This window comes from Flavobacterium sp., from assembly GCF_044368625.1.
GTDB lineage: Bacteria > Bacteroidota > Bacteroidia > Flavobacteriales > Flavobacteriaceae > Flavobacterium.
The window spans coordinates 1-21089 of sequence record NZ_JBIPPD010000032.1; the positions used below are offsets into that span (position 1 = coordinate 1).

Genomic DNA, 21089 nt, shown 5'->3' on the forward strand with positions numbered 1-21089 from the left:
CCACAGATTAAAAAGATTAAAAGGATTTTTAATCTATGAGACTAAGCAATCTGTGTTCATCTGTACAATCCGTGGCAAAAAGATTTAAATTTTTAAAATAAGACATTTAATCTGAGCAATAACTTATCACCGTGGGATAAAACTTATTGAGTTTACTCCCTTTGTAAAGCCGGCAAATACCATTTATATTTTACTGCTAATAATCGGATGCTAATCATTACCGAAGAAGTTATAATGTATAACACATCTTGGTTCAGGTTGATTTCTTTTAATGCAAAAAACAGTACTCCACCAAAAATACAAATGGTTGCATAAATTTCGCGCCGGAAAATAACAGGAATTTCATTGCACAAAATATCTCTGATAACACCTCCAAAACAAGCCGTCATAGTTCCTAAAGCAATGCAAATAACGGGATGGAGACCAAAAATAATTCCGCGTTCTAAACCAATCAACGTAAAAACGCCCAAACCGATGGTGTCCCATAAAAATAAAGACGTTCGGAGTCGGTCGAGTTTTTTACGAAAAATAACTGCTAATGCAAAACCAAAAATAATCAAATACACATACCGTAAATCCAGCATCCATCCCACGGGAGTTCGACCAATGAGCATGTCGCGAAGCGTACCGCCACCCACTGCGGTAACAAAAGCGATTATAAAAACACCAAAAGGATCCAACTTTTTATTAATAGCCGTCAAAGCTCCCGACATTGCAAATGCAGTAGTTCCGATAAAATCAAGGAGTGTAAAAATGGTCATAGTTTTATAAGTTTTGATTGAAAACTACATACTTTGTGTATAATAATTGTAGTCTTTCATAACCGTATTGATAAAATCCTGGTGATTGCCACTTTGGTTTTTTATTCCCGTTACTGCTTCAATTTTTGAAGTAATGTTGGCCAGTAATTCGTAGTCATTTCCGGCTTTGGCACGGATAAAATGCTCCTTGATAATTCGCGCATCATTGTCGGACAGTTTGATAACTAAAGGATAAATGGGTTTGTAATCCTCATTAATTTCTTCCAAAATCGTACTCGAAATATTGACGTTATTCCGCAGCGAAATTACAGAAGTTCCCGCAGCCATATCGCCCAAACGCTGTGCTTTTTTATTCATAATGATAGCGAAAAGCCCAATTACACCGCTGCTTAAAACTATATCAATCAATCGAAACAACCAGCGAATCAAATAATCGCCAAAACTTGCTTGATAACCTTCAATCTTTACTACTTTTATGCGAAGTAATTTTTTTCCCAAGCTTTGTCCCTCAAAAAAAGTTTCGAAAATGAGGCTGTAAAACATAACCGGTAAAAATACAATCGATTGAACTGCCATTTGAGACCAGCCGTCCATTTTACTCAAAGTATCAGACAAACCAGAATAAGCCATTAGTGTAAAAACACTAATCAAATAAGCGATGATGATAAGTAAATCAACACCGAAAGCCAAAATCCTGTGACCAAGAGAAGCCGCAGTAAAATTTATCGTGACATTTTGCGTAGTATTGATGGATAATTCTGACATATTTTATATTTTAGCCTACGATGAGAGAAGTTGCCTTCATAAAACAAAACAAAGAAAAATGGCTCGATTTTGAAGCCGCAATTTTTGGTAAAGCTAAAAAAAATCCTGATGAAATTGCAGGATTGTACATACATTTAATCAATGATTTATCGTATGCACAAACCTATTACCCTAAGAGTAAGACGGTTGTTTACCTCAATTATTTGGCTTCACAAATTTACCAGCGGATATATAAAACCAAAAGACACGAAAAAAACCGTCTCGTTTACTTTTTTTCGGAAGAAGTACCATTGTTGTTGTACCAATACAGACGCTACGTTCTATATGCTTTTCTACTCTTTTTTATGTTTGTGGGTATCGGTATTTTATCAGCAATATACGATGATGGCATCAGCCGATTGATTTTAGGCGATGCCTATGTCAATAAAACATTGGAAAACATCAAAAACGGAAATCCCGTAGCCATTTATAAATCAGGTTCCAATTGGGGCGGATTTATTGGAATTACCATCAACAATCTTCGAGTTGGCGCTTTGTGTTTTATCATGGGCGTTTTTGGAGGATTGGGTACGGCCTACGTTTTGTTTAAAAATTGCTTGATGTTGGGTTCTTTTCAATACTTCTTTTACCAAGAAGGTGTGTTTTGGGAAAGCGTTCAAGGTATTTGGATTCATGGTTCGATGGAAATTTTTGCCATTGTAATTGAATCTGCCGCTGGACTTATTTTAGGTGCTTCCATTTTATTTCCGCAAACTTTTTCGCGCTTGACTTCTTTAAAAATCGGTTTTAAAAACAGTTTTAAAATCTTTTTAAGCACCGTACCTTTTACCATTGCTGCAGGCTTTTTAGAAGGTTTTGTAACCCGATATTCGCTAGAAATGCCCAATTGGCTGAACGTATTTATAATTTTAGCTACCTTGTCGGCAATTTCATTTTACTATTTGATTTTTCCCTCAATTGTAGCCAGAAAAAGTAATTTCATCCCGAAAACAGCTTAAACCATTTTGAAAAAAATCCTACCTATTTTTCTCTTTTTACTTAGTCTTCCTCTTTGGAGTCAAAATGCGGCGCTTGACATTGATGCAAACAAGAAGGCAACAATTGTTGTGGATACTTCAACTATTGAACGCGTTCAGTTCAATGAAAATTTCAAAGAAAAATACAACGATTCCGCTTTTATTTATGAAAAAAAAGCGCCCTTAAAATCTTTGTGGGATCGATTTAAAGAGTGGTTTACACAATGGATTGAACGAACTTTTGATGTTCAGGACAGTCAGAAGGCAATAAGTATTTTAGACTACACGATCAATACCATTGCCATTTTGCTGATTCTTCTGGTAATTTATTTAATTGTAAAAGCCATTTTAAATAAAGAAGGTACCTGGATATTTGGCTCAAAATCAGATCAAAATCTCATTCGCTACGACGAAATTGAAAAAAACCTACATCTGGTTGATTTTGAAAAATTAATAAAAGAAAGCATCAAATCAGGCGAACACCGATTAAGCATTCGGTATTATTATTTGTTTTTACTCAAGAAAATGTCTGAAAAGCAAATCATTGAATGGGATGTTGAAAAAACCAACAGCGATTATATTTACGAAATTAAGTCGGCTGAGTTGAAAGCACGTTTTGAATACCTTTCCTACTTGTACAACTACATGTGGTACGGGGAATTTGCGGTAAGCATTGAAGATTTTGAAAAGGCAAAAAAAGCCTTTGAGACCACACTAAAATCCATTTATTAATGCATAACTCTCTTAAAATATATTTGATTTTAATGGTAGTGGTTTTGGCTGCAGTTATTGCTTTGGATTCGAGTACACCCAAACCCATTAATTGGTCACCCACCTACTCCATCAACGACAAAATCCCGTTTGGAATGTACGTTTTTGACCAGGAATTGAAAGGAATTTTGAAACCCGACACTTTAGAAACGATAAATGTAACCCCCTACGAATATTTCGATGATTATTACAATTATGATTCGTTAGTAAATTCTTACACAACATCGGGAACTTTTATAGCCGTTAACGATTTTGCTGATTTTGATGAAGAATCGGTTCAAGAACTACTCTATTTTTCGAGTCATGGAAATACAGTTTTCTTGAGTATGAAATCGCTCCCGCAAATGCTGCTCGACAGTCTCAAAATCAAATTTAAATCAAATTTTGAAATGAACGAAGCAAGTACGCTTTGGTTTGCAAATGAAAAGTTGGGACCTGAAAAGTACTTTATCACCGAAGGCTTGGGAACCAATTATTTTTCGGAAATTGATACACTTACAACCACGGTTTTGGGCTACCAAGGCAATGACAAGGCTTTCGCCAATTATATAAAAGTACCTTACAAACAAGGCCATTTTCTGCTTCACCTTCAGCCTGCCGTTTTTACGAATTTTCATTTGTTAAAAAATAAGCATTCAGACTATACCGAAAAAGTGCTTTCGTATATCCCAAAAGGCAACATTTTTTGGTACACCAAAGGAATTACCGACGGACATATTTCGCAAAATCCAATGCGTTTTATTTTTAGTCAGCCCGCTCTCAAAGCGGGTTGGTATCTGTTTTTAATCGGTATGACGGTGTTTATTTTGTTTAATATCAAAAGAAAACAGCGCATTGTTCCTGTAATTACTCCCTTGGAAAATACAACCATCGAGTTTACCAAAACCATCGGAAATTTATATTTTCAAGAAGGAAACCACTCTACTATTATTGACAAAAAAATCATTTATTTACTCGACAAAATCCGACGGGAATATCTCATTGACACCAACGTTTTGGACGATAAATTTGTGCAAAAACTCCAACTAAAAACCGGGAAAAACCGGGAAGATTTGAACCAATTGTTTTATAAAATCAACCAACACCGCAAAGGAAATTTTGAAAGTGTGGAAAATGACTTGGTCGAAATAAATACATTAATCGAAAAAATATTCAACTAATATGGAAGAATCAGAAAACAATACTATTGAAAATAAAAGTGAAAACGAAAATGTAAATTTTCAATCAAGATTAGACTTAACAAGCCTTACCGAAAGCATTGCGGCAATGAAAGCCGAATTGAACACTGTGATTGTAGGTCAGGAAAAAATGATCGACCAATTGCTGGTTGCTTTTTTATCCAACGGTCACATCTTGCTCGAAGGCGTTCCCGGCGTGGCAAAAACGATTACGGCAAAACTGTTGGCACAAACAATGGACATTGGTTTTAGCCGCATCCAATTTACTCCCGATTTAATGCCGTCGGATATTTTAGGAACCAGCGTTTTTGATTTGAAAAAATCCGAATTTGAATTCAAGAAAGGTCCTATTTTTTCGAACTTAATCTTAATTGACGAAATCAACCGAGCACCTGCCAAAACCCAAGCGGCGTTGTTTGAGGTAATGGAAGAACGCCAAATCACTATGGACGGAACAACCTATGTTCTCGACAAACCATTCTTAGTCATTGCAACTCAAAACCCGATTGAACAAGAAGGAACCTACCGTTTGCCGGAAGCGCAACTCGACCGATTTCTGTTCAAAATTGTGATTGATTATCCAAAATTAAGTGAAGAAATTCTCATTTTGCAGCGCGAACACGTATTGCAAAATCACGGAAAATTAGAAAACATAAAGAAAATCATCACCGCTTCAGTTATAGAAAAGTACCAAACGTTGGTAAAACAAATTGTGGTGGAGCAAAATTTATTGGAATATATCGCCAAAATTGTGGTCAACACGCGTGAAAATGCTTTCCTGTATTTGGGTGCTTCGCCTCGTGCTTCGATTGCTATCTTGAACGCAGCTAAGGGTTTCGCGGCTTTGAGAGGTCGCGATTTTGTAACACCCGAAGATATTAAAGAAGCCGCCGTTCCGGTATTGCAACATCGAGTAATGGTAACGCCAGAGCGTGAAATGGAAGGACTTTCGAGTGTCGAAATCATCAAGCAAATCATTGAAACAGTAGAAATTCCGAGATAAAAGCCCACTAGTCCCCGAAGGGGTCATTTAAGAAATGAAACTACTAAAAAATTTATACCTCAACAATTTATTTTTCTATTTGCTTTTGGGTAATATAGTGCTTTTTGTTGTTGCCTTCTTTTTTCCGAGGTTGTATAAAATTTCATGGATCGCGTTTCTGATTTTAATGCTTTTTTTAGCCATCGACATTATGATTTTGTTTTTTGCTAAAAAAGGAATTGAAGCAACCAGAATCACGGCAGAAAAATTATCCAATGGTGATGAAAATCCAGTTAATGTAAGTATTAAAAATTATTATACTTTTCCGGTTGTTGCCAAAATTATTGATGAAATTCCGTTTCAGTTTCAAGTACGAAATTTCTGTATCATTCGTAAAATCAAAGCTTCATCACAAGATGAGATCAGTTATTATCTTCGTCCAACAGAACGTGGCGAGTATTACTTTGGAAATTTAAATTTGTACATTAGTTCGCCCTTGTTATTGATTTCAAGACGCTTTAGTTTTGACAAAAATCAAATGGTTCCTGTATATCCGTCGTATATTCAGCTTCGAAAATACAATCTGATGGCTTTCTCCAACCAACTTTTCCAATACGGATTTAAGAAAATTCGCAGGATTGGACACACGATGGAGTTTGAACAAATTAAGGAATACGTTGCTGGAGACGACATCAGAACGCTGAACTGGAAAGCCACGGCCAAACGAAATTCGTTGATGGTCAATCAGTTTCAAGACGAAAAATCGCAGTCAGTTTATATGGTAATTGACAAAGGTCGACTGATGAAAATGCCTTTCAACCGCTTGAGTTTACTGGATTATGCAATTAACGCAACGTTGGTTTTATCGAATGTGATTTTGAAAAAACAAGACAAAGCGGGCGTGTTTTCATTTTCAAAAAAAGTCGAAAATCGGGTGGTTGCCGAAAAACGCTCCTCGCAAATGCAACTGATTTTGGAAAATTTGTACAACATCAAAACCGACTTTTTCGAAAGTGATTTTTCGAGATTGTATGTGGATATTAAAAAGAATTTGACCCAGCGGAGTTTAGTTATTTTGTACACTAATTTTGAAACCGTCGACGGTTTGCATCGGCAATTGCCTTATTTAAAAGCCATTGCCAAAAGTCATTTATTGGTCGTTGTATTTTTTAACAACACCGAATTGGAAGATTTAATCCAGAAAAAAGCCGATACGGTTCAGGAGATTTACGACAAAGTAATTGCTGAAAAGTTTGCTTTTGAAAAGCGATTGATTGTAAATGAATTGAAGAAATACGGTATCTATTCGGTTTTAACCGACCCAGAAAATTTGACTTTAGATACGATTAATAAATATTTGGAGATTAAGGCTAGGGGGATTTTGTAGTTTTTTGCCACGGATTTAAAAGATTAAAAGGATTCTTAAAAATCTGTGGAAATCATTTTAATCTGTGGCATCAATAATTTCTATATTTGCTTTAGCAATTCGTAACTTAAATTTATTTGCGAACTTTGCGTAAAACTTTGCGAACCTTGCGGTTAAACCAACATAATTTCACAATGAAACAAATCACCTCCGTTCAAAATCCATACATCAAATCCCTAGTTCAACTCCAAGACAAAGCCAAGATGCGAAAGCAAACCGGCACTTTTATCATTGAAGGAAAACGTGAAATTGAACTCGCTTTAAAGGGCGGTTATGAGCTTGAAACGGTACTATTTGTTCCTGAATTAACTTCTGAAAAGGAACTTTTATCCTTTCAAATTGCGAATGTGGAACGAATTGAAATCAGTAAAGACGTGTATCAAAAGTTGGCGTACCGTGACACTACCGAAGGCGTTATTGCCATTGCTAAAACCAAATCCCTTGCTTTAAAAGACTTAAAATTATCGGACAATCCACTGATTTTAATTGGCGAAAGCCTTGAAAAACCCGGCAATGTAGGAGCGATTTTACGAACCGCCGATGCCGCAAACGTCGATGCTGTGATTATTGCCAACCCGAAAAGTGATTTGTACAACCCCAATGTGGTGCGTTCGAGCGTGGGTTGCTTGTTTACCAATCAAATTGCCACGGCTTCAACCGAGGAAGTAATTGCGTTTTTGAAAGAAAAGAACATTAATTTCTACAGCGCAACGTTGCAAAATTCGACTTCCTATCACACACAAGATTACACCAAACCCACCGCTTTAGTCGTAGGAACGGAAGCAACAGGACTTACACAAGCGTGGCGAGACCAAGCGACTCAAAACATCATCATCCCTATGCAAGGCGAAATCGACTCGATGAATGTGTCGGTTGCAGCGGCGATTTTACTCTTTGAGGCGAAGAGACAAAGGGGGTTTTAATTTAGAATTTAGCTCCGAAGTTTCGGGATTAGGATTTAGGATTGGTATTTGGGCGATTACATTAGAGAAGAAAGAAGCGATTTTAAGTCGTTTTACTTTTCAATAAATTAAATTTCTCTAACCTGACAATTATCATTTTTAAATAGTGAACTTGAACCTAATTTTGGCGTTCAAATTCAGCCTATGAAAACTTCTTTAATCGAAAAATACAACGTTCCAGGTCCTCGATACACCAGTTATCCCACGGTTCCGTATTGGGAAGAAGACACCTTTTTGCATGAATTGTGGTTGGAAAGTGTTCGAAAATCATTTACCCAAAGTAATACTTCCGAAGGAATTAGTTTGTACATTCATTTGCCTTTTTGCGAAAGCTTGTGCACTTTTTGCGGTTGTTTCAAACGGATTACCAAGAATCACGCGGTAGAAGACCCGTACATCAAAGCGGTTTTGAAAGAATGGACACTGTATTCGGAACTTTTGGATAAAAAGCCAATTATCAAGGAAATTCACCTCGGTGGTGGTACACCAACTTTTTTCTCTGGAAATAATTTACAGGATTTGATCAACGGCATTTTTGCACTCGCCAACAAGCATCCCGAATGCGAAATGAGTTTTGAAGGTCATCCCAACAATACCACACGCGAACATTTGCAACAATTATACGATTTGGGGTTCCGTCGTGTGAGTTTTGGTGTGCAATCCTATTCAGAAAGGGTGCAGAAAGCCATTAACCGGATTCAACCTTTTGAAAATGTAGCAAAAGTAACGTACGTAGCTCGAGAAATTGGTTACACTTCCATCAGTCACGACTTGATTTATGGTTTGCCGTTCCAGACTTTAGACGATATATACGACACGATTGAAAAAACAAAATCCTTATTTCCCGACCGTTTGGCATTTTACAGTTATGCCCATGTGCCTTGGATAAAAGGAAATGGACAAAGAGGTTTTAAGGATGAAGATGTACCAAAAGACGAACAAAAACGCCAAATGTATGAAGAAGGAAAACGTAAATTGGATGAAAGTGGTTATCTTGAAATTGGGATGGACCATTTTGCAGTACAGGAGGATGCTATGACGGTGGCTTTTCAAAAAGGAAATTTACACCGCAATTTTATGGGGTATAGTGCTTCGAAAACACAATTGATGATTGGACTTGGCGTTTCTGCCATTAGCGATAGTTGGTTGGGTTTTGGGCAAAACGTGAAAAGTTTTGATGACTATTACCAGATGTTGGAATGGGACCAAATTCCCGTAAACAAAGGACATATTTTAACTGAAGAGGATTTAATTGTCAGAAAACACATTTTGAATATCATGTGTAAATTCCACACCACTTGGAATTCTGAAAACACTTATTTTGACGAAATTCCTGCGATACTACCTCAATTAAAAGAATTTGAACAAGACGGTTTGCTTGAATTTATTAGTGATGGTATCCAAGTTACCGAAAAAGGAAAAGCTTTTGTACGAAATATTTGTATGGCATTTGACATGCGTTTGCAACGAAAAGCACCGGATAGACAGTTGTTTTCGATGACGGTTTAGATTTTCCACCTGCCCTTCCGAAAAAGAGACCTTTTAGGTGATAATTGGTATTGCACTAGGACAGTTTTTTATTCGAATAACAATCTTTTTGCCCATTCGCTATACCTCAGCTTTTCAAGTCAGAAGAAACGATCGCTCTTGGCATCGGTTTTTGATCTTAACAATTATACCGTTTCTGAAATACTTGTTGAAACATAAGTAGTAGTGCCATTAAATCAAGCGGAAGACCAATCAAAATCTCACTTTACGCCACTTCACTTGATTCAATAAAAAAGTTCCCATTTTATTGATTTTAAAATGTTTGAACCTCATCGAACTGATGCATTATCATAGTTCTAAAATTTTTATATCAGAGCCGTACTCCACTTTTATGTTGTTATTACTTAGTATACCAAGAGCTTCAATATTCAAAAAAAAAATCGAATTTTTTATCGATACGTCCATTCCTCTTGCTACTGCATTGATAATAAAGAATCAAGACAGGTTTTACTTTTTTAAATGCTCTCAATTGTGACGGATAAAAAGACAGGAAAATTGATTTTATTTTATTGAAAAAATAGGTCAATGAACTAAATTTTATTCTCTTAAAATTTGAACTTAACAAAGAAGATTGTAGTTTTGAAAAAAATGCGTTTCTTTTGATTCGTAAACCTATCCCGAAAAGAGGCTGATATAAATTCAGAATGACAAAATTTAAAGACAAAGAAAACGATGAAATTAGAAGATTTTGACAACGACGATGATAAAATTATTCACGACCGACTGAAGCAAAAAACATGGAATGAGATTCGAACCAATGATTCTTGGGCGATTTTCAAGATCATGGCCGAGTTTGTAAACGGATACGAAGCCATGGGAAGAATAGGACCTTGTGTTTCGATTTTTGGGTCGGCTCGAACCAAACCCGACGACCATTACTATAAATTAACGGAGCGAATTGCCTATAAAATCAGTAAAGCCGGCTACGGTGTGATAACCGGTGGAGGTCCTGGAATTATGGAAGCCGGAAATAAAGGCGCTCATGCCGGTGGAGGAACATCGGTGGGATTGAATATCGAATTGCCATTTGAGCAGCATTTTAATCCGTACATCGACCGTGATAAAAACCTCAATTTTGACTACTTTTTTGTCCGCAAAGTGATGTTTGTGAAATATTCGCAAGGCTTTGTAGTAATGCCAGGCGGTTTTGGAACTTTAGACGAAATGTTTGAAGCCATCACTTTAATTCAAACCAAAAAAGTGGCAAAATTCCCTGTAATATTGGTGGGTCGTGCCTTTTGGACAGGCTTGATGGATTGGGTAAAAACCGTTTTAGTAGAACAATTTGGCAACGTAAGTGTAACCGATTTGGATTTGATAAAAATCGTGGATCACGAAGATGAAGTAGTTGAAGTTCTGGATAATTTCTACAAAAAATACAATCTGAGTCCGAATTTTTAAAATTTACTTTTTAACAAAAAAGGTTCGCATAAAAAGAGTAGCTTTGATACTTTTTATGCGAACTTTTCGTTCTTTTTTTTGTTACTTCTCGTATGTATAAAAAGTAATCCTTTTTTTTCAAAAACAATTCGCTTGAAAGCTATATTATATTTCTTATTTTCCTTGATTTGCCTGTGTTGCACGTCCCAATTGTGGAGTCAGCATTTGTCGAAATGCATTGTCGAACTCCATCCAGATAAAAACATTTTGACTGTTCAACAAGAATTGGTTTACTTTAATCAGTCGAACGACACGTTGCGCAAAATTATTTTAAACGACTGGAACAATGCCTATTCTGAAAAATTTTCTCCCCTAGGAAATCGGTTTTCGGACGAATTTGTACGCAATTTCCACCTGGCCAAAGAAGAAGAACGCGGTTTTACCACAGATTTGACTTTTATCGACCAGAACAAAATGTTTTTAGACTGGAGCCGAACGAGCGATCATCCCGATTTGATCGAGCTGGTTTTGCGCAATCCGCTTTTGCCACGGCAACAATTTTCAATTTTTATCACATATAAATTAAAACTGCCAAGCGATAAATTCACGGGTTACGGTTATGGTGCAAACGGCAATTTTATGCTCAAAGATTGGCTCCTCACTCCCGCCCGATTTGACCAAAATCATTTTACACAAAGTAGTAACGTCAATCTCGACGACAGTTCCAACGCGATTAGTGATTATGAAATTACCTTTTCCGTCCCTAAAAAGTACGAACTGGTTACTGATTTAGACAGCAGCGTTTTAGATAATTCAAAAGTCTTTTTGAAAGGAAAAAACCGTTCGAAATTCTCTATTTATTTGACCAAGAAAACCGATTTCGAAACATTTATTTTACCCAATTTAAACGTGCAAACGAATATCAAAGACAACAAGCTCAACGGATTCAAAAAAGCACTTTTGGTCAAGCAAATCACCGAATATGTCGCCGCACAAATAGGCAAATATCCTCATAAAACGATTGTAATTTCACAGTCTGATTACGAGCGAAATCCCTTTTATGGATTAAATCAACTGCCGAGTTTTATCAGTCCGTTTCCCGATGATTTTATGTTTGAAATAAAATTTCTAAAAACGTATCTCAACAATTTTTTGCAAACCAGTATGAGTCTTGACGAGCGAAAAGACAACTGGATTTATAACGGTATTCAGGTGTATACAATGATGAAATATATTGACGAATTTTATCCCAATATGAAAATGCTGGGTAATATTTCGAAATTAAAAATCCTCAAGAGTTTTAATCTCGCAAACGTCGATTTTAACGAACAGTACAGCTATTTTTACATGTTGATGGCCCGAAAAAATCTGGATCAACCCATTGGAGAATCCAAAGACAAGCTCATCAAATTCAACGAGCAAATCGCTTCAAAATACCGTGCCGGATTGAGTTTGAAATACCTCGATTATTACTTAGAATCGTCAATCGTGTCGCAAAGTATCCAGCAATTTTATCGTTTGAACCTAGAAAAAAAAGCAACCGAAGCGGATTTTGAATCGTTATTAAAACGCCAAACTACTAAAGACATCGATTGGTTTTTCAAAACCATAATACATTCGCGAGATATTGTCGATTACAAATTTGCAGATGTTACCAAAACCAACGACAGCATCACTTTTACCATTAAAAACAAAACAAATACAACGGTTCCGATTCCAGTTTATGGGTTAAACAACAATCAAATCGTGTTTAAAAAGTGGTATTCCAACATCAGTACCGATAGCACGTTTACAATTGCGCGAAACAATGTGAACAAAATTGTACTGAATTATAAAAATGAAGTCCCCGAATTTAACTTGCGTAACAATTGGAAATCGCTCAAAGGTTTTTTTCCAAACAATCGTCCGTTTAAATTTGTGTTCATGAAGGATTTAGAAGACCCCTACTACAACCAAATTTTGTATGTTCCCACGTTAAGTTACACCTTATACGATGGCATTTCGCCAGGTATACGGTTTCACAACAAAACCATTTTGGACAAACCCTTCAATTTTGATGTCAACCCGCTATTTTCGCCCAAAACCCAATCGCTAACCGGTCATTTTTCGCTTGCCGTAAATCAATTCAACCGCGAAAAAAACCCGTTTCATGTGCGGTACGGCGTCAGTGGAACGTACCTGCATTATGCCGAAGACGCCGCTTATTTTAAATTCAATCCTTCCGTGGTTTTCCGAATCCGACCCGATGATTTCAGAAACAACCACAAGCAAGCCATTCAAATTCGGCAAGTGATGGTAAATTTGGAACCTTCGGAGTTCTCACCTATAACTTCAGCCGATCAGGAAAACTACAATGTTTTTAATGCCAAATACTTCAATACCAAAACCGAGTTAACCGAGCATCTCAATTTTGTAGCCGATTTGCAACTGGCTGACAATTTTGGTAAAACATCAGTAGAACTCGAATACCGCCGCCTTTTCAATAACAACCGCACAATCAATTTGCGGCTTTTTGCCGGTACATTTATGTACAATTCGACCAATTCGGACTACTTTAGTTTCGGACTCGATCGCGCTTCGGATTATCTGTTTGACTACAATTATTACGGGCGTTCGGAACAAACAGGTCTATTTAGTCAGCAGTTTATTTTGGCCGAAGGCGCCTTTAAATCCAAACTCGATACACCGTTTGCCAACCAATGGATGATTACCACTAATGCAGGATTTAACATTTGGAACTGGATCGAAATCTACGGCGATTTGGGATTGGTAAAAAACGATTTTCGCGGAGCCAAATTTATGTACGATTCCGGCATCCGACTGAATCTAGTACCCGACTATTTTGAACTTTTTTTCCCCGTTTATTCCAATAACGGTTGGGAAATAGCCGAAAAAAACTACCAAGAAAACATCCGTTTTATAGTCACTTTAAATCCAAAAATCTTGGTAGGATTGTTTACAAGAAAGTGGTTTTAGCATCCTGAACAGTTCATTTTTTGGGCGTTCCCCTCCCCCTTTTTTCGCACTCCTCTAGTTTTATCACGCTGAAATTTAGTTTACAATACAACTTTTGGCGGGAGGGTCAGGCCGTTCACTCCCGCTTCCCGATGAAAAATCGGGAGAGCTACGTTTCCGTCCTTAACGCGGGTTTACGTTAAGCGAGACACCTAGTTATTCTATCCAATAATTGTTTGTTCCAATCCATTTACAATGACAAAATTGACTTTGACACCCAATAAAATTGCCAAAAAATCTTTTAAAAAACGTGTTAGTAAGCCGCAAATCATCGAAGATAATACCTTGAAATTGAAATTTTGCTTACAGTAGCAACCTTGTAACTTATTGGAAACTCTACTTAAAAAGAATACACTTCTTAACTACTTACTCCTTCACAATCAAAAACGAAGCATTAAATCCCGTAGATAAATTCCATTCTTCTTGGTAAATGGCTTGGCCTTTGTCTTTGATTAAAAAAGCGCCCGTGTTGGGAAACGAGCTTCCTTCGTTTAAAGCAATAAATTCGATACGGTTAAAACCCAAAACCAACGGAATTTCGAGTGTTTTATAACCGGCATCCAAGAAAATGCGTTCGTAAATAACTTTTCCGTTTTGGGTAATTTTTACATAATCGCCATCAATGGCTTGTGGATCTCGAACCGCCACTTGTATGGATTCGGAATCGGTTTTGAAATCACCAAAATATTGGTTTCTTCTAAAAATTTTATAGTCGCCTTTCCCTTCTCCTTTCAAACTGTTATTCATCTTTTTGGTATAACGGTCGGCAGGATCTAAAAAATCATCTTGCTTGTTGAATTCGCGTTCTTTGGGTTTGTCCCAAGGGTTTGGAACAGTTTCGTCTTTGGGTTTTATATCCCATAAACTAGGCTTTTTTTCGGGAGTCAGTACCGGCATTTTAGGTACATTGGCAGGAGGAATATTCACTGGATTTTTTCCATTATCAAACTGTGCAAAAGATTGCAGTGCAGAAAAACAAAGAAGAAATGAAAGTAAATACAATCGCATGGAATACCGTTGTTCAGAATTTTAAAGGCTAAAATTATAAAAATGCTGTTAAAAAACAGAAAATTGATTCCAAATTAACTAAATATTATCGTACTCAACTTAGCAAAGAGTATTCCAAAAGAACATTCGTTTTTAAAAAAGAAAAAAATAGCCATGAATTACACCAATTGTTACTTATTTTTATAAAAATAAACTGAATTGCACGAAATTTAATTTGTTTTTAAAAAAGTCGTGCCATGCAATAGTGCTAACAGGCGATTATTTGTATAATTCATCGCTCTAAAATTATAATGTGAATGTTCTGATATTCCACCATTTGAAAATTTGAAAACATTACGTATAATAAACCTATCTTTGCAGCCTCTTTGTACTTAATTCAGAGTACTCAAAAGATTTTTAATTATGTTATTCGAAGATTTATCACTTTCAAAAAGTATTCAAAAAGCCGTATACGAATTGGGTTATTTGGAACCAACACCTATTCAAGAACAATCCATTCCTTCCATTTTACAAGGCCGCGACTTAGTGGGTTGTGCCCAAACGGGTACGGGAAAAACAGCCGCATTCGCCATTCCGATTATCCATCAATTGCACCGAATTGTGGGTTCTTCAAAAAAAACAAAGCAAATTCGTTGCCTCGTAGTTACTCCTACAAGAGAATTGGCGGTACAAATTGGACAAAATTTTGATCAATACGGAAAATACACCAATTTAACCACTTTGACGATTTTTGGCGGTGTATCTCAAGTACCACAAGTCGATATTTTAAAACATGGTGTTGACATTTTAATCGCCACTCCAGGACGATTATTGGATTTAAACAAACAAGGTTTTATTGATTTGGACCATTTGCACTGTTTGGTTTTGGACGAAGCCGATCAAATGTTGGATATGGGATTTGTAAACGATGTCAAAAAAATTGTAAAACTTACACCTGATAACCGTCAAACACTACTGTTTTCGGCTACGATGCCAATGGCCATCAGAGAATTATCCGAAATGTTTTTGAAAGATCCGGTAAGTGTAACCGTTTCGCCGGTTTCCTCAACTGCTGAAAATGTAGAGCAACGGGTTTATTTTGTTGACAAAAGCGAAAAAAGAAATTTACTGTACCATTTGATAAAAAACGAAAATTTAGCCGATGTTTTGGTTTTTTCGAGAACCAAGCATGGTGCAGATAATGTGGTAAAATCTTTGCGAAATAAAGGCATTGCCGCCGAAGCCATCCACGGTGATAAATCGCAAAACGCAAGACAACGCGTTTTAGATGCTTTTAAAGCGAAGGAAGTGGGCGTTTTAGTCGCAACTGATATTGCAGCGCGAGGCATTGATATTGACCAACTGCCGTTTGTTATCAACTTTGATTTGCCTAACATTCCAGAAACCTATGTTCATCGAATCGGTCGAACAGGTCGTGCTGGAAATGGCGGAATTGCGATTTCTTTTTGTGGCAAAGACGAAGCTCCGTATTGGAAAGACATTCAAAAATTGATTCGTGTAGATGTGGAAGTTATCAAAGACCATCCATTTGCGTGGAAAGAAGGAAGTCCGGACGAAAATACACCTAAACAAAGCTCCAACCGAAGTAAAGAAGCACATAATTCAAGAAAATCGGCTGCTTCGAAACAAAATAAGAAGCGCTGGTATTAAAGCCTCCTAGCCCCCAAAGAGGTAAATAGGAGTTGGAATTCCGAAGTCTCGAGAGGGAGATGAAGGATGGAATTCAGAACAAATCAAAAAAAGCCTGAAGGATATAAAATTTTCTTTCAGGCTTTTTCAGTTTTCAGACCAGTTATTTAGACTTGAAACTGACCTTTACCATTTTATTTTTTCCTGCGGCAATTGCAGTAGAATCATTCACAAATCGTATTGTATATAAATCTTTATCGGTAGAAAATTGTTGCCATTTTTCGCCAGCGTTTGCCGAATAAAACAAGCCCGAAGTACCTACAACAACTATTTGTTCCGCATTGGCATTTGGCACATATTGAATGCAAGAAGCGTAACCAAAGCTTTCGTTTTCGGCAACCAACTTCCAGGTTTTTCCGCCGTCAATGGTTACCGCTTTATTCCCAAAACTTTGATTGGGTTTTTCATAATTTCCACCGGCTATTATTCCTTTTTTCGCATCGTAAAAATCAGCTGTAAAAATTCCAGTCATTACTTCCCCTTGTACAATGGGCGTTTGCACTACACTCCAGGATTTTCCTTTATCTGCCGAATAAAAAACACGGGCTTTCTTCCCGCCTGAAACCATCCAAGTTTCGTTTCCTTTTACCACAAGATTGGTATTGCTTGCTGCAAAAGCTGCTTCTCCATCTGCAACTTCGGGCAAGAAATCGCAGGAAAGCTTGTTCCAAGTGACTCCACCGTTTCTAGTAATTAAAACAGACAAACAAGCACCAGTGGGATCTCCCATTGCAATTCCTTCATCGTTGTTCCAAAACTGCATACTGTCGTAAAAGGCTTTCGGATGGTTTTCCTGGTACATTTTTTTAATACGAGATCCATCTTTTGAAATGCGATACAACAATGCAGGTGAACCAACATTCAATATAAAAATATAATCTTTTGTTTGTGCCATACTTCTGAATTCAAGCACTAAAGTGTCTTTGGATACATGACCGCTTAATTGCTTCTTCGTTTTTAAATCAATGGAACCATAATTTCCGTTGTTTCCGGCATACCAAACTTTGTTGGAATCGATTAAAAGGGCCCTGATGGAAATATCTTCTTGTAAAATCGTGTCTATTTTTACGGAGGTAAAAACGTTTAAATTGGGTGTGGAAGGAAATTCGTTTTCTTTTTTGCAGGCTGAAAAAAGAAGTAAAATCAGAACTAATTGAAGATAATTTTTCATGGCTTTTTTTTTGTAAACTTATCATTTTTTTAGCGAAATAGCATTCTAAATAATGTTGCTCAAAAATTAACCCCGTATTGTTTAATTTTCTAATTTTGCCATCTTTACTTAAATCATGAGTGCTACAAAAAACGGCCATTTGAGCCAATTGTCTTTGGGTGGGTTATTGATTACTTTAGGAATTATTTACGGCGATATCGGCACCTCGCCATTGTATGTAATGAAAGCTATTATTGGTGCCGGCCCTATCAATGCCGCTATTGTTCTAGGTGGTGTATCTTGTGTATTTTGGACACTGACGTTGCAAACTACCATAAAATACGTATTAATTACCCTAAATGCAGACAACAATGGTGAAGGTGGAATATTTGCCTTGTATGCACTTGTAAAAAGAACCAAAATTAAATGGTTAATTATACCTGCCGTAATTGGTGGAAGTGCTCTTTTGGCCGACGGAATAATTACCCCTCCCATATCGGTTTCATCCGCGGTTGAAGGTTTGCGAACCTTTTATCCATCCATAAATACCGTACCGATTGTTATTGGAATTTTATTTATTTTATTTTTTATCCAGCAATTTGGAACCAATATCGTTGGCAAATTTTTCGCACCAATGATGCTGATTTGGTTTGGAATGTTGGGAATTTTGGGCAGTATTCAGGTATTTGATAACTTAGAAGTTTTTAAAGCTTTGAATCCCTATTATGCTTTTCACTTACTCACCTTACATCCAGAAGGTTTTTATGTTTTAGGAGCTGTATTTTTATGTACCACTGGAGCAGAAGCCTTATATTCCGATATGGGACATTGCGGACGAAAAAACATCAGAGTGAGTTGGATTTTTGTGAAAACAATGCTGGTTTTGAATTATTTTGGACAAGCAGCCTACTTAATTCGGTTTGAAGGAAAGACGTTGGTGGATTTAGGTGGCTCCAATGGCAATCCGTTTTACCTGATTATGGCCGACTGGTTTCAACCCATCGGAATTGCAGTAGCCACTCTTGCAGCCGTTATTGCATCTCAAGCCTTAATTAGTGGCTCGTTTACTTTAATAAATGAAGCGATGCGATTGAATTTTTGGCCAAAAGTTAAAATTAAATACCCAACGGAGTTAAAAGGTCAATTGTACATTCCATCGGTAAACTGGTTGCTTTTTGTAGGTTGTGCCTTGATTGTTATCCATTTTGAAGAATCTACAAATATGGAAGCTGCCTACGGACTCGCCATTGTCTTATGCATGATTATGACTACTATTTTGCTTAATTTCTATATGATTATGAAGCGCGTAAAATGGTATTTTATTGCACCAATAATCACTATTTATGGCATTATTGAGCTCAGTTTTTTTTATGCCAATATCAAAAAGTTTTGGCACGGAGGCTATGTCACCATTTTTATTGCCACTCTTTTACTTTTAATTATGTTTACATGGTTTAGAGCCAAAACAATTAGTAAAGCATATACTAAAATGGTTAAAATTGACGACTATGTAAAAGTATTGGCAGAATTGAGTGTTGATTTGAGTATTCCAAAATACGCCACTCATTTGGTCTATCTTACTAATTCCAGCAGAACTGATGAAATTGAAGAAAAAGTATTGTACTCTATTTTACAAAAACGACCAAAACGAGCTGATATCTATTGGTTTATCCACGTTAATATCTTAAACGAACCCTATAAAACCGAATATAAAGTAACCGAAATTTTAAAAGACGACATCATTAGAATAGACATCAATTTAGGGTTTCGCGAGCCTACAAAAATCAACATTATGTTTCGCGAAGTGGTTAAAAATATGGTAAAGAACGGCGAAGTAGATGTAATTAGTCGATACGAATCGTTAAGTAAAAACAACATTTTAGGGGATTTCAAATTTGTACTATCGGAAAAATTCTTATCCAACGACAGCGATATGATTTGGCACGAAAAGTTAATTATGAACACGTACTTTTTCATAAAAAAAATAAGTTTATCCGAAGAAAAAGCCTTTGGATTAGACAGTAGTTCGGTTAAAATCGAAAAATTCCCAATGGTGGTTAATCCACCCGAAAGTATTTGCATGAAACGAATTGATTAGACATTTTTCTGAAAATCAATCGAATAAAAACAATTAGTTTTACTTATTGCATTTACATTTTAGAGGTTGAAGTGTAAATCTTTTTTTTGTGGCTTTTCAGTACAAAAATGAACATTTCGCTAAAATATTGTTTTAATCGGAGTTCCATCAACTTTGTTGGAGACGGAATACCTCCCAATAAAAACCGAAACAAGCAAAGCAAAAAAACATCAATTTATTTTACCCTTAATTATTTTATAAAAATGCAAAAAAACAGCGCTTTTGTTTGGGAATTATCGAGTCGTCTTTGTTAAATAAATATTAATATCAAAATCATGGCATAAGTATTGTTTAATTGTTTGTAAATACAATCAAAAAACCAACAATTAAATTTTAGAAATCATGAAAACACCATTACTTATCTTCGCCCTTTTTGGAATTTTAGGTTTAACCCCGATTTCTGCTCAAAACGTTACTACTGTAAATGCAACAAGTAATGAAATCAGTGATAACTTGGATTTAAGAGCGGTAGCTTCCATTTTTGGAGAGGCTCAAAACCTAGAAGATTTTGAACGTAGAATAAACGATCCGAGAAATAAAATATCCAATTTAGATTTAAATTTTGACCGTCAAGTGGATTATTTACGTGTGATTGAAGCAGTTGAAAACAACACACACTTAATTATTTTACAAGCAGTTTTGGAACGAGATGTATACCAGGACGTAGCAACAATTGAAGTGGAACGCGATCGAAACAATCAAGTGCAAGTACAAGTGGTAGGAGATGTATTTATGTACGGTCCAAATTATATTTACGAACCCGTTTTTGTGAGAAGACCGGTAATTTACAACATGTTTTGGCTCAACAATTACAATCCTTATTTTTCACCATACTATTTTAATTATTATCCGACCTATTATTATGCATGGACACCTTATCCGATATACAGATACCGCAGAAATGTACACGTACACATCAACCAACACAATTATTACAACTATTGCACGGACAGAAGAAGCTCAAGAGCGGTTGCTATGTATGAAACAAGACGAAATAATGGATATGAAAGACAGCATCCAAATCAGGCATTTACAACACGAAATACTGCTACCAATCGGTACGAGTTAGAGCAAACCAGAAATTCTGGTCGACGCGTAGCTGATGCTGGAATTAGAAGTAACACATCAATTGGTTCGGAAAGTGTGAGAAGTGCAACGGCTACAACCAATGTTAGAAATCACAACTATCCGAAAGTTTTAGAATAAAAATGCCTGAGAATACCTTAATTTGAAAAATCTCTCAAAAAATCTCAAATATGGCAATTTTCAGGCGTAGCAAAAATACAAATAAACCTTTACTT

16 protein-coding genes are annotated in these 21089 nt (G+C 36.4%); 12 read left to right on the forward strand and 4 right to left on the reverse strand.

Annotation, left to right across the window (positions count from 1 at the left end; translation table 11 throughout):
• Nucleotides 1-152: 152 nt before the first annotated feature.
• Both ACIQ2X_RS04255 and ACIQ2X_RS04260 read right to left on the reverse strand, forming a co-directional pair.
• Entirely contained in the window at nt 153-755 is a 603-nt protein-coding gene (locus ACIQ2X_RS04255; RefSeq protein ID WP_396177672.1) for a trimeric intracellular cation channel family protein, read from the reverse strand.
• A 30-nt stretch (nt 756-785) separates the two neighbouring features.
• Complete coding sequence (locus ACIQ2X_RS04260) at nt 786-1526, reverse strand: RDD family protein (RefSeq protein WP_396177657.1); 741 nt, start codon at nt 1524-1526, stop codon at nt 786-788.
• Between the two features lie 20 nt (nt 1527-1546).
• Between ACIQ2X_RS04260 and ACIQ2X_RS04265 the strand changes: the two genes are divergently transcribed.
• The 9 genes from ACIQ2X_RS04265 to ACIQ2X_RS04305 all read left to right on the forward strand — a co-directional run bounded on the left by ACIQ2X_RS04265 (nt 1547) and on the right by ACIQ2X_RS04305 (nt 13765).
• Nucleotides 1547-2524 carry a stage II sporulation protein M gene (locus ACIQ2X_RS04265; RefSeq protein WP_396177658.1) on the forward strand — a complete coding sequence of 326 codons (978 nt, stop codon included), beginning with the start codon at nt 1547-1549 and terminating at the stop codon, nt 2522-2524.
• A gap of 6 nt (nt 2525-2530) precedes the next feature.
• Nucleotides 2531-3274: a DUF4129 domain-containing protein gene (locus ACIQ2X_RS04270; protein WP_396177659.1), complete on the forward strand. Its 744-nt coding sequence runs from the start codon at nt 2531-2533 to the stop codon at nt 3272-3274.
• A complete protein-coding gene (locus ACIQ2X_RS04275; RefSeq protein ID WP_396177660.1) occupies nt 3274-4473 on the forward strand; it encodes a DUF4350 domain-containing protein in 1200 nt (399 codons plus the stop codon). Before ACIQ2X_RS04270 ends, ACIQ2X_RS04275 begins: the two co-directional genes overlap by 1 nt.
• 1 nt (nt 4474) lies before the next feature.
• Nucleotides 4475-5494 (forward strand): AAA family ATPase, encoded by a 1020-nt coding sequence (locus tag ACIQ2X_RS04280; protein WP_396177661.1) that lies wholly within the window; start codon nt 4475-4477, stop codon nt 5492-5494.
• Between the two features lie 34 nt (nt 5495-5528).
• Nucleotides 5529-6860, forward strand: a complete 1332-nt coding sequence (locus ACIQ2X_RS04285; protein ID WP_396177662.1) for a DUF58 domain-containing protein — start codon at nt 5529-5531, stop codon at nt 6858-6860.
• A gap of 173 nt (nt 6861-7033) precedes the next feature.
• The gene (locus ACIQ2X_RS04290; protein ID WP_396177663.1) at nt 7034-7822 is read left to right on the forward strand and encodes a TrmH family RNA methyltransferase; all 789 of its coding nucleotides are present in this window, start codon (nt 7034-7036) and stop codon (nt 7820-7822) included.
• A gap of 183 nt (nt 7823-8005) precedes the next feature.
• Nucleotides 8006-9370: an oxygen-independent coproporphyrinogen III oxidase gene (gene hemN, locus ACIQ2X_RS04295; protein WP_396177664.1), complete on the forward strand. Its 1365-nt coding sequence runs from the start codon at nt 8006-8008 to the stop codon at nt 9368-9370.
• 711 nt (nt 9371-10081) lie between these two features.
• A complete protein-coding gene (locus ACIQ2X_RS04300) occupies nt 10082-10810 on the forward strand; it encodes a TIGR00730 family Rossman fold protein (RefSeq protein ID WP_396177665.1) in 729 nt (242 codons plus the stop codon).
• 132 nt (nt 10811-10942) lie between these two features.
• Complete coding sequence (locus ACIQ2X_RS04305; protein ID WP_396177666.1) at nt 10943-13765, forward strand: aminopeptidase; 2823 nt, start codon at nt 10943-10945, stop codon at nt 13763-13765.
• Nucleotides 13766-14170: 405 nt separating this feature from the next.
• Here ACIQ2X_RS04305 and ACIQ2X_RS04310 read toward each other — a convergent pair whose 3' ends face one another.
• A complete protein-coding gene (locus ACIQ2X_RS04310; RefSeq protein WP_396177667.1) occupies nt 14171-14812 on the reverse strand; it encodes a hypothetical protein in 642 nt (213 codons plus the stop codon).
• Between the two features lie 402 nt (nt 14813-15214).
• Here ACIQ2X_RS04310 and ACIQ2X_RS04315 point away from each other — a divergent pair, with 402 nt between their 5' ends.
• Nucleotides 15215-16462, forward strand: coding sequence for a DEAD/DEAH box helicase (locus tag ACIQ2X_RS04315; RefSeq protein WP_396177668.1), 1248 nt, complete (start codon nt 15215-15217; stop codon nt 16460-16462).
• A gap of 142 nt (nt 16463-16604) precedes the next feature.
• Here the strand turns inward: ACIQ2X_RS04315 and ACIQ2X_RS04320 are convergent, their stop codons facing one another.
• Nucleotides 16605-17672 (reverse strand): WD40/YVTN/BNR-like repeat-containing protein, encoded by a 1068-nt coding sequence (locus tag ACIQ2X_RS04320; RefSeq protein WP_396177669.1) that lies wholly within the window; start codon nt 17670-17672, stop codon nt 16605-16607.
• A gap of 115 nt (nt 17673-17787) precedes the next feature.
• Between ACIQ2X_RS04320 and ACIQ2X_RS04325 the strand changes: the two genes are divergently transcribed.
• Together ACIQ2X_RS04325 and ACIQ2X_RS04330 are read left to right on the forward strand one after the other, a co-directional pair.
• Entirely contained in the window at nt 17788-19749 is a 1962-nt protein-coding gene (locus ACIQ2X_RS04325) for a KUP/HAK/KT family potassium transporter (protein ID WP_396177670.1), read from the forward strand.
• 381 nt (nt 19750-20130) lie between these two features.
• A complete protein-coding gene (locus ACIQ2X_RS04330) occupies nt 20131-20994 on the forward strand; it encodes a hypothetical protein (protein WP_396177671.1) in 864 nt (287 codons plus the stop codon).
• Nucleotides 20995-21089: the final 95 nt, after the last annotated feature.

Excerpts from the sequence above, each read along its gene's own strand:
- ACIQ2X_RS04330 (WP_396177671.1), top strand. The coding sequence starts at position 20,131 with ATGAAAACACCATTACTTATCTTCGCCCTTTTTGGAATTTTAGGTTTA.
- ACIQ2X_RS04290 (WP_396177663.1), top strand. The coding sequence starts at position 7,034 with ATGAAACAAATCACCTCCGTTCAAAATCCATACATCAAATCCCTAGTT.
- ACIQ2X_RS04315 (WP_396177668.1), top strand. The coding sequence starts at position 15,215 with ATGTTATTCGAAGATTTATCACTTTCAAAAAGTATTCAAAAAGCCGTA.
- ACIQ2X_RS04310 (WP_396177667.1), bottom strand. The coding sequence starts at position 14,812 with ATGCGATTGTATTTACTTTCATTTCTTCTTTGTTTTTCTGCACTGCAA.
- ACIQ2X_RS04300 (WP_396177665.1), top strand. The coding sequence starts at position 10,082 with ATGAAATTAGAAGATTTTGACAACGACGATGATAAAATTATTCACGAC.
- ACIQ2X_RS04320 (WP_396177669.1), bottom strand. The coding sequence starts at position 17,672 with ATGAAAAATTATCTTCAATTAGTTCTGATTTTACTTCTTTTTTCAGCC.
- ACIQ2X_RS04285 (WP_396177662.1), top strand. The coding sequence starts at position 5,529 with ATGAAACTACTAAAAAATTTATACCTCAACAATTTATTTTTCTATTTG.
- ACIQ2X_RS04275 (WP_396177660.1), top strand. The coding sequence starts at position 3,274 with ATGCATAACTCTCTTAAAATATATTTGATTTTAATGGTAGTGGTTTTG.
- hemN (WP_396177664.1), top strand. The coding sequence starts at position 8,006 with ATGAAAACTTCTTTAATCGAAAAATACAACGTTCCAGGTCCTCGATAC.
- ACIQ2X_RS04260 (WP_396177657.1), bottom strand. The coding sequence starts at position 1,526 with ATGTCAGAATTATCCATCAATACTACGCAAAATGTCACGATAAATTTT.
- ACIQ2X_RS04265 (WP_396177658.1), top strand. The coding sequence starts at position 1,547 with ATGAGAGAAGTTGCCTTCATAAAACAAAACAAAGAAAAATGGCTCGAT.
- ACIQ2X_RS04325 (WP_396177670.1), top strand. The coding sequence starts at position 17,788 with ATGAGTGCTACAAAAAACGGCCATTTGAGCCAATTGTCTTTGGGTGGG.
- ACIQ2X_RS04280 (WP_396177661.1), top strand. The coding sequence starts at position 4,475 with ATGGAAGAATCAGAAAACAATACTATTGAAAATAAAAGTGAAAACGAA.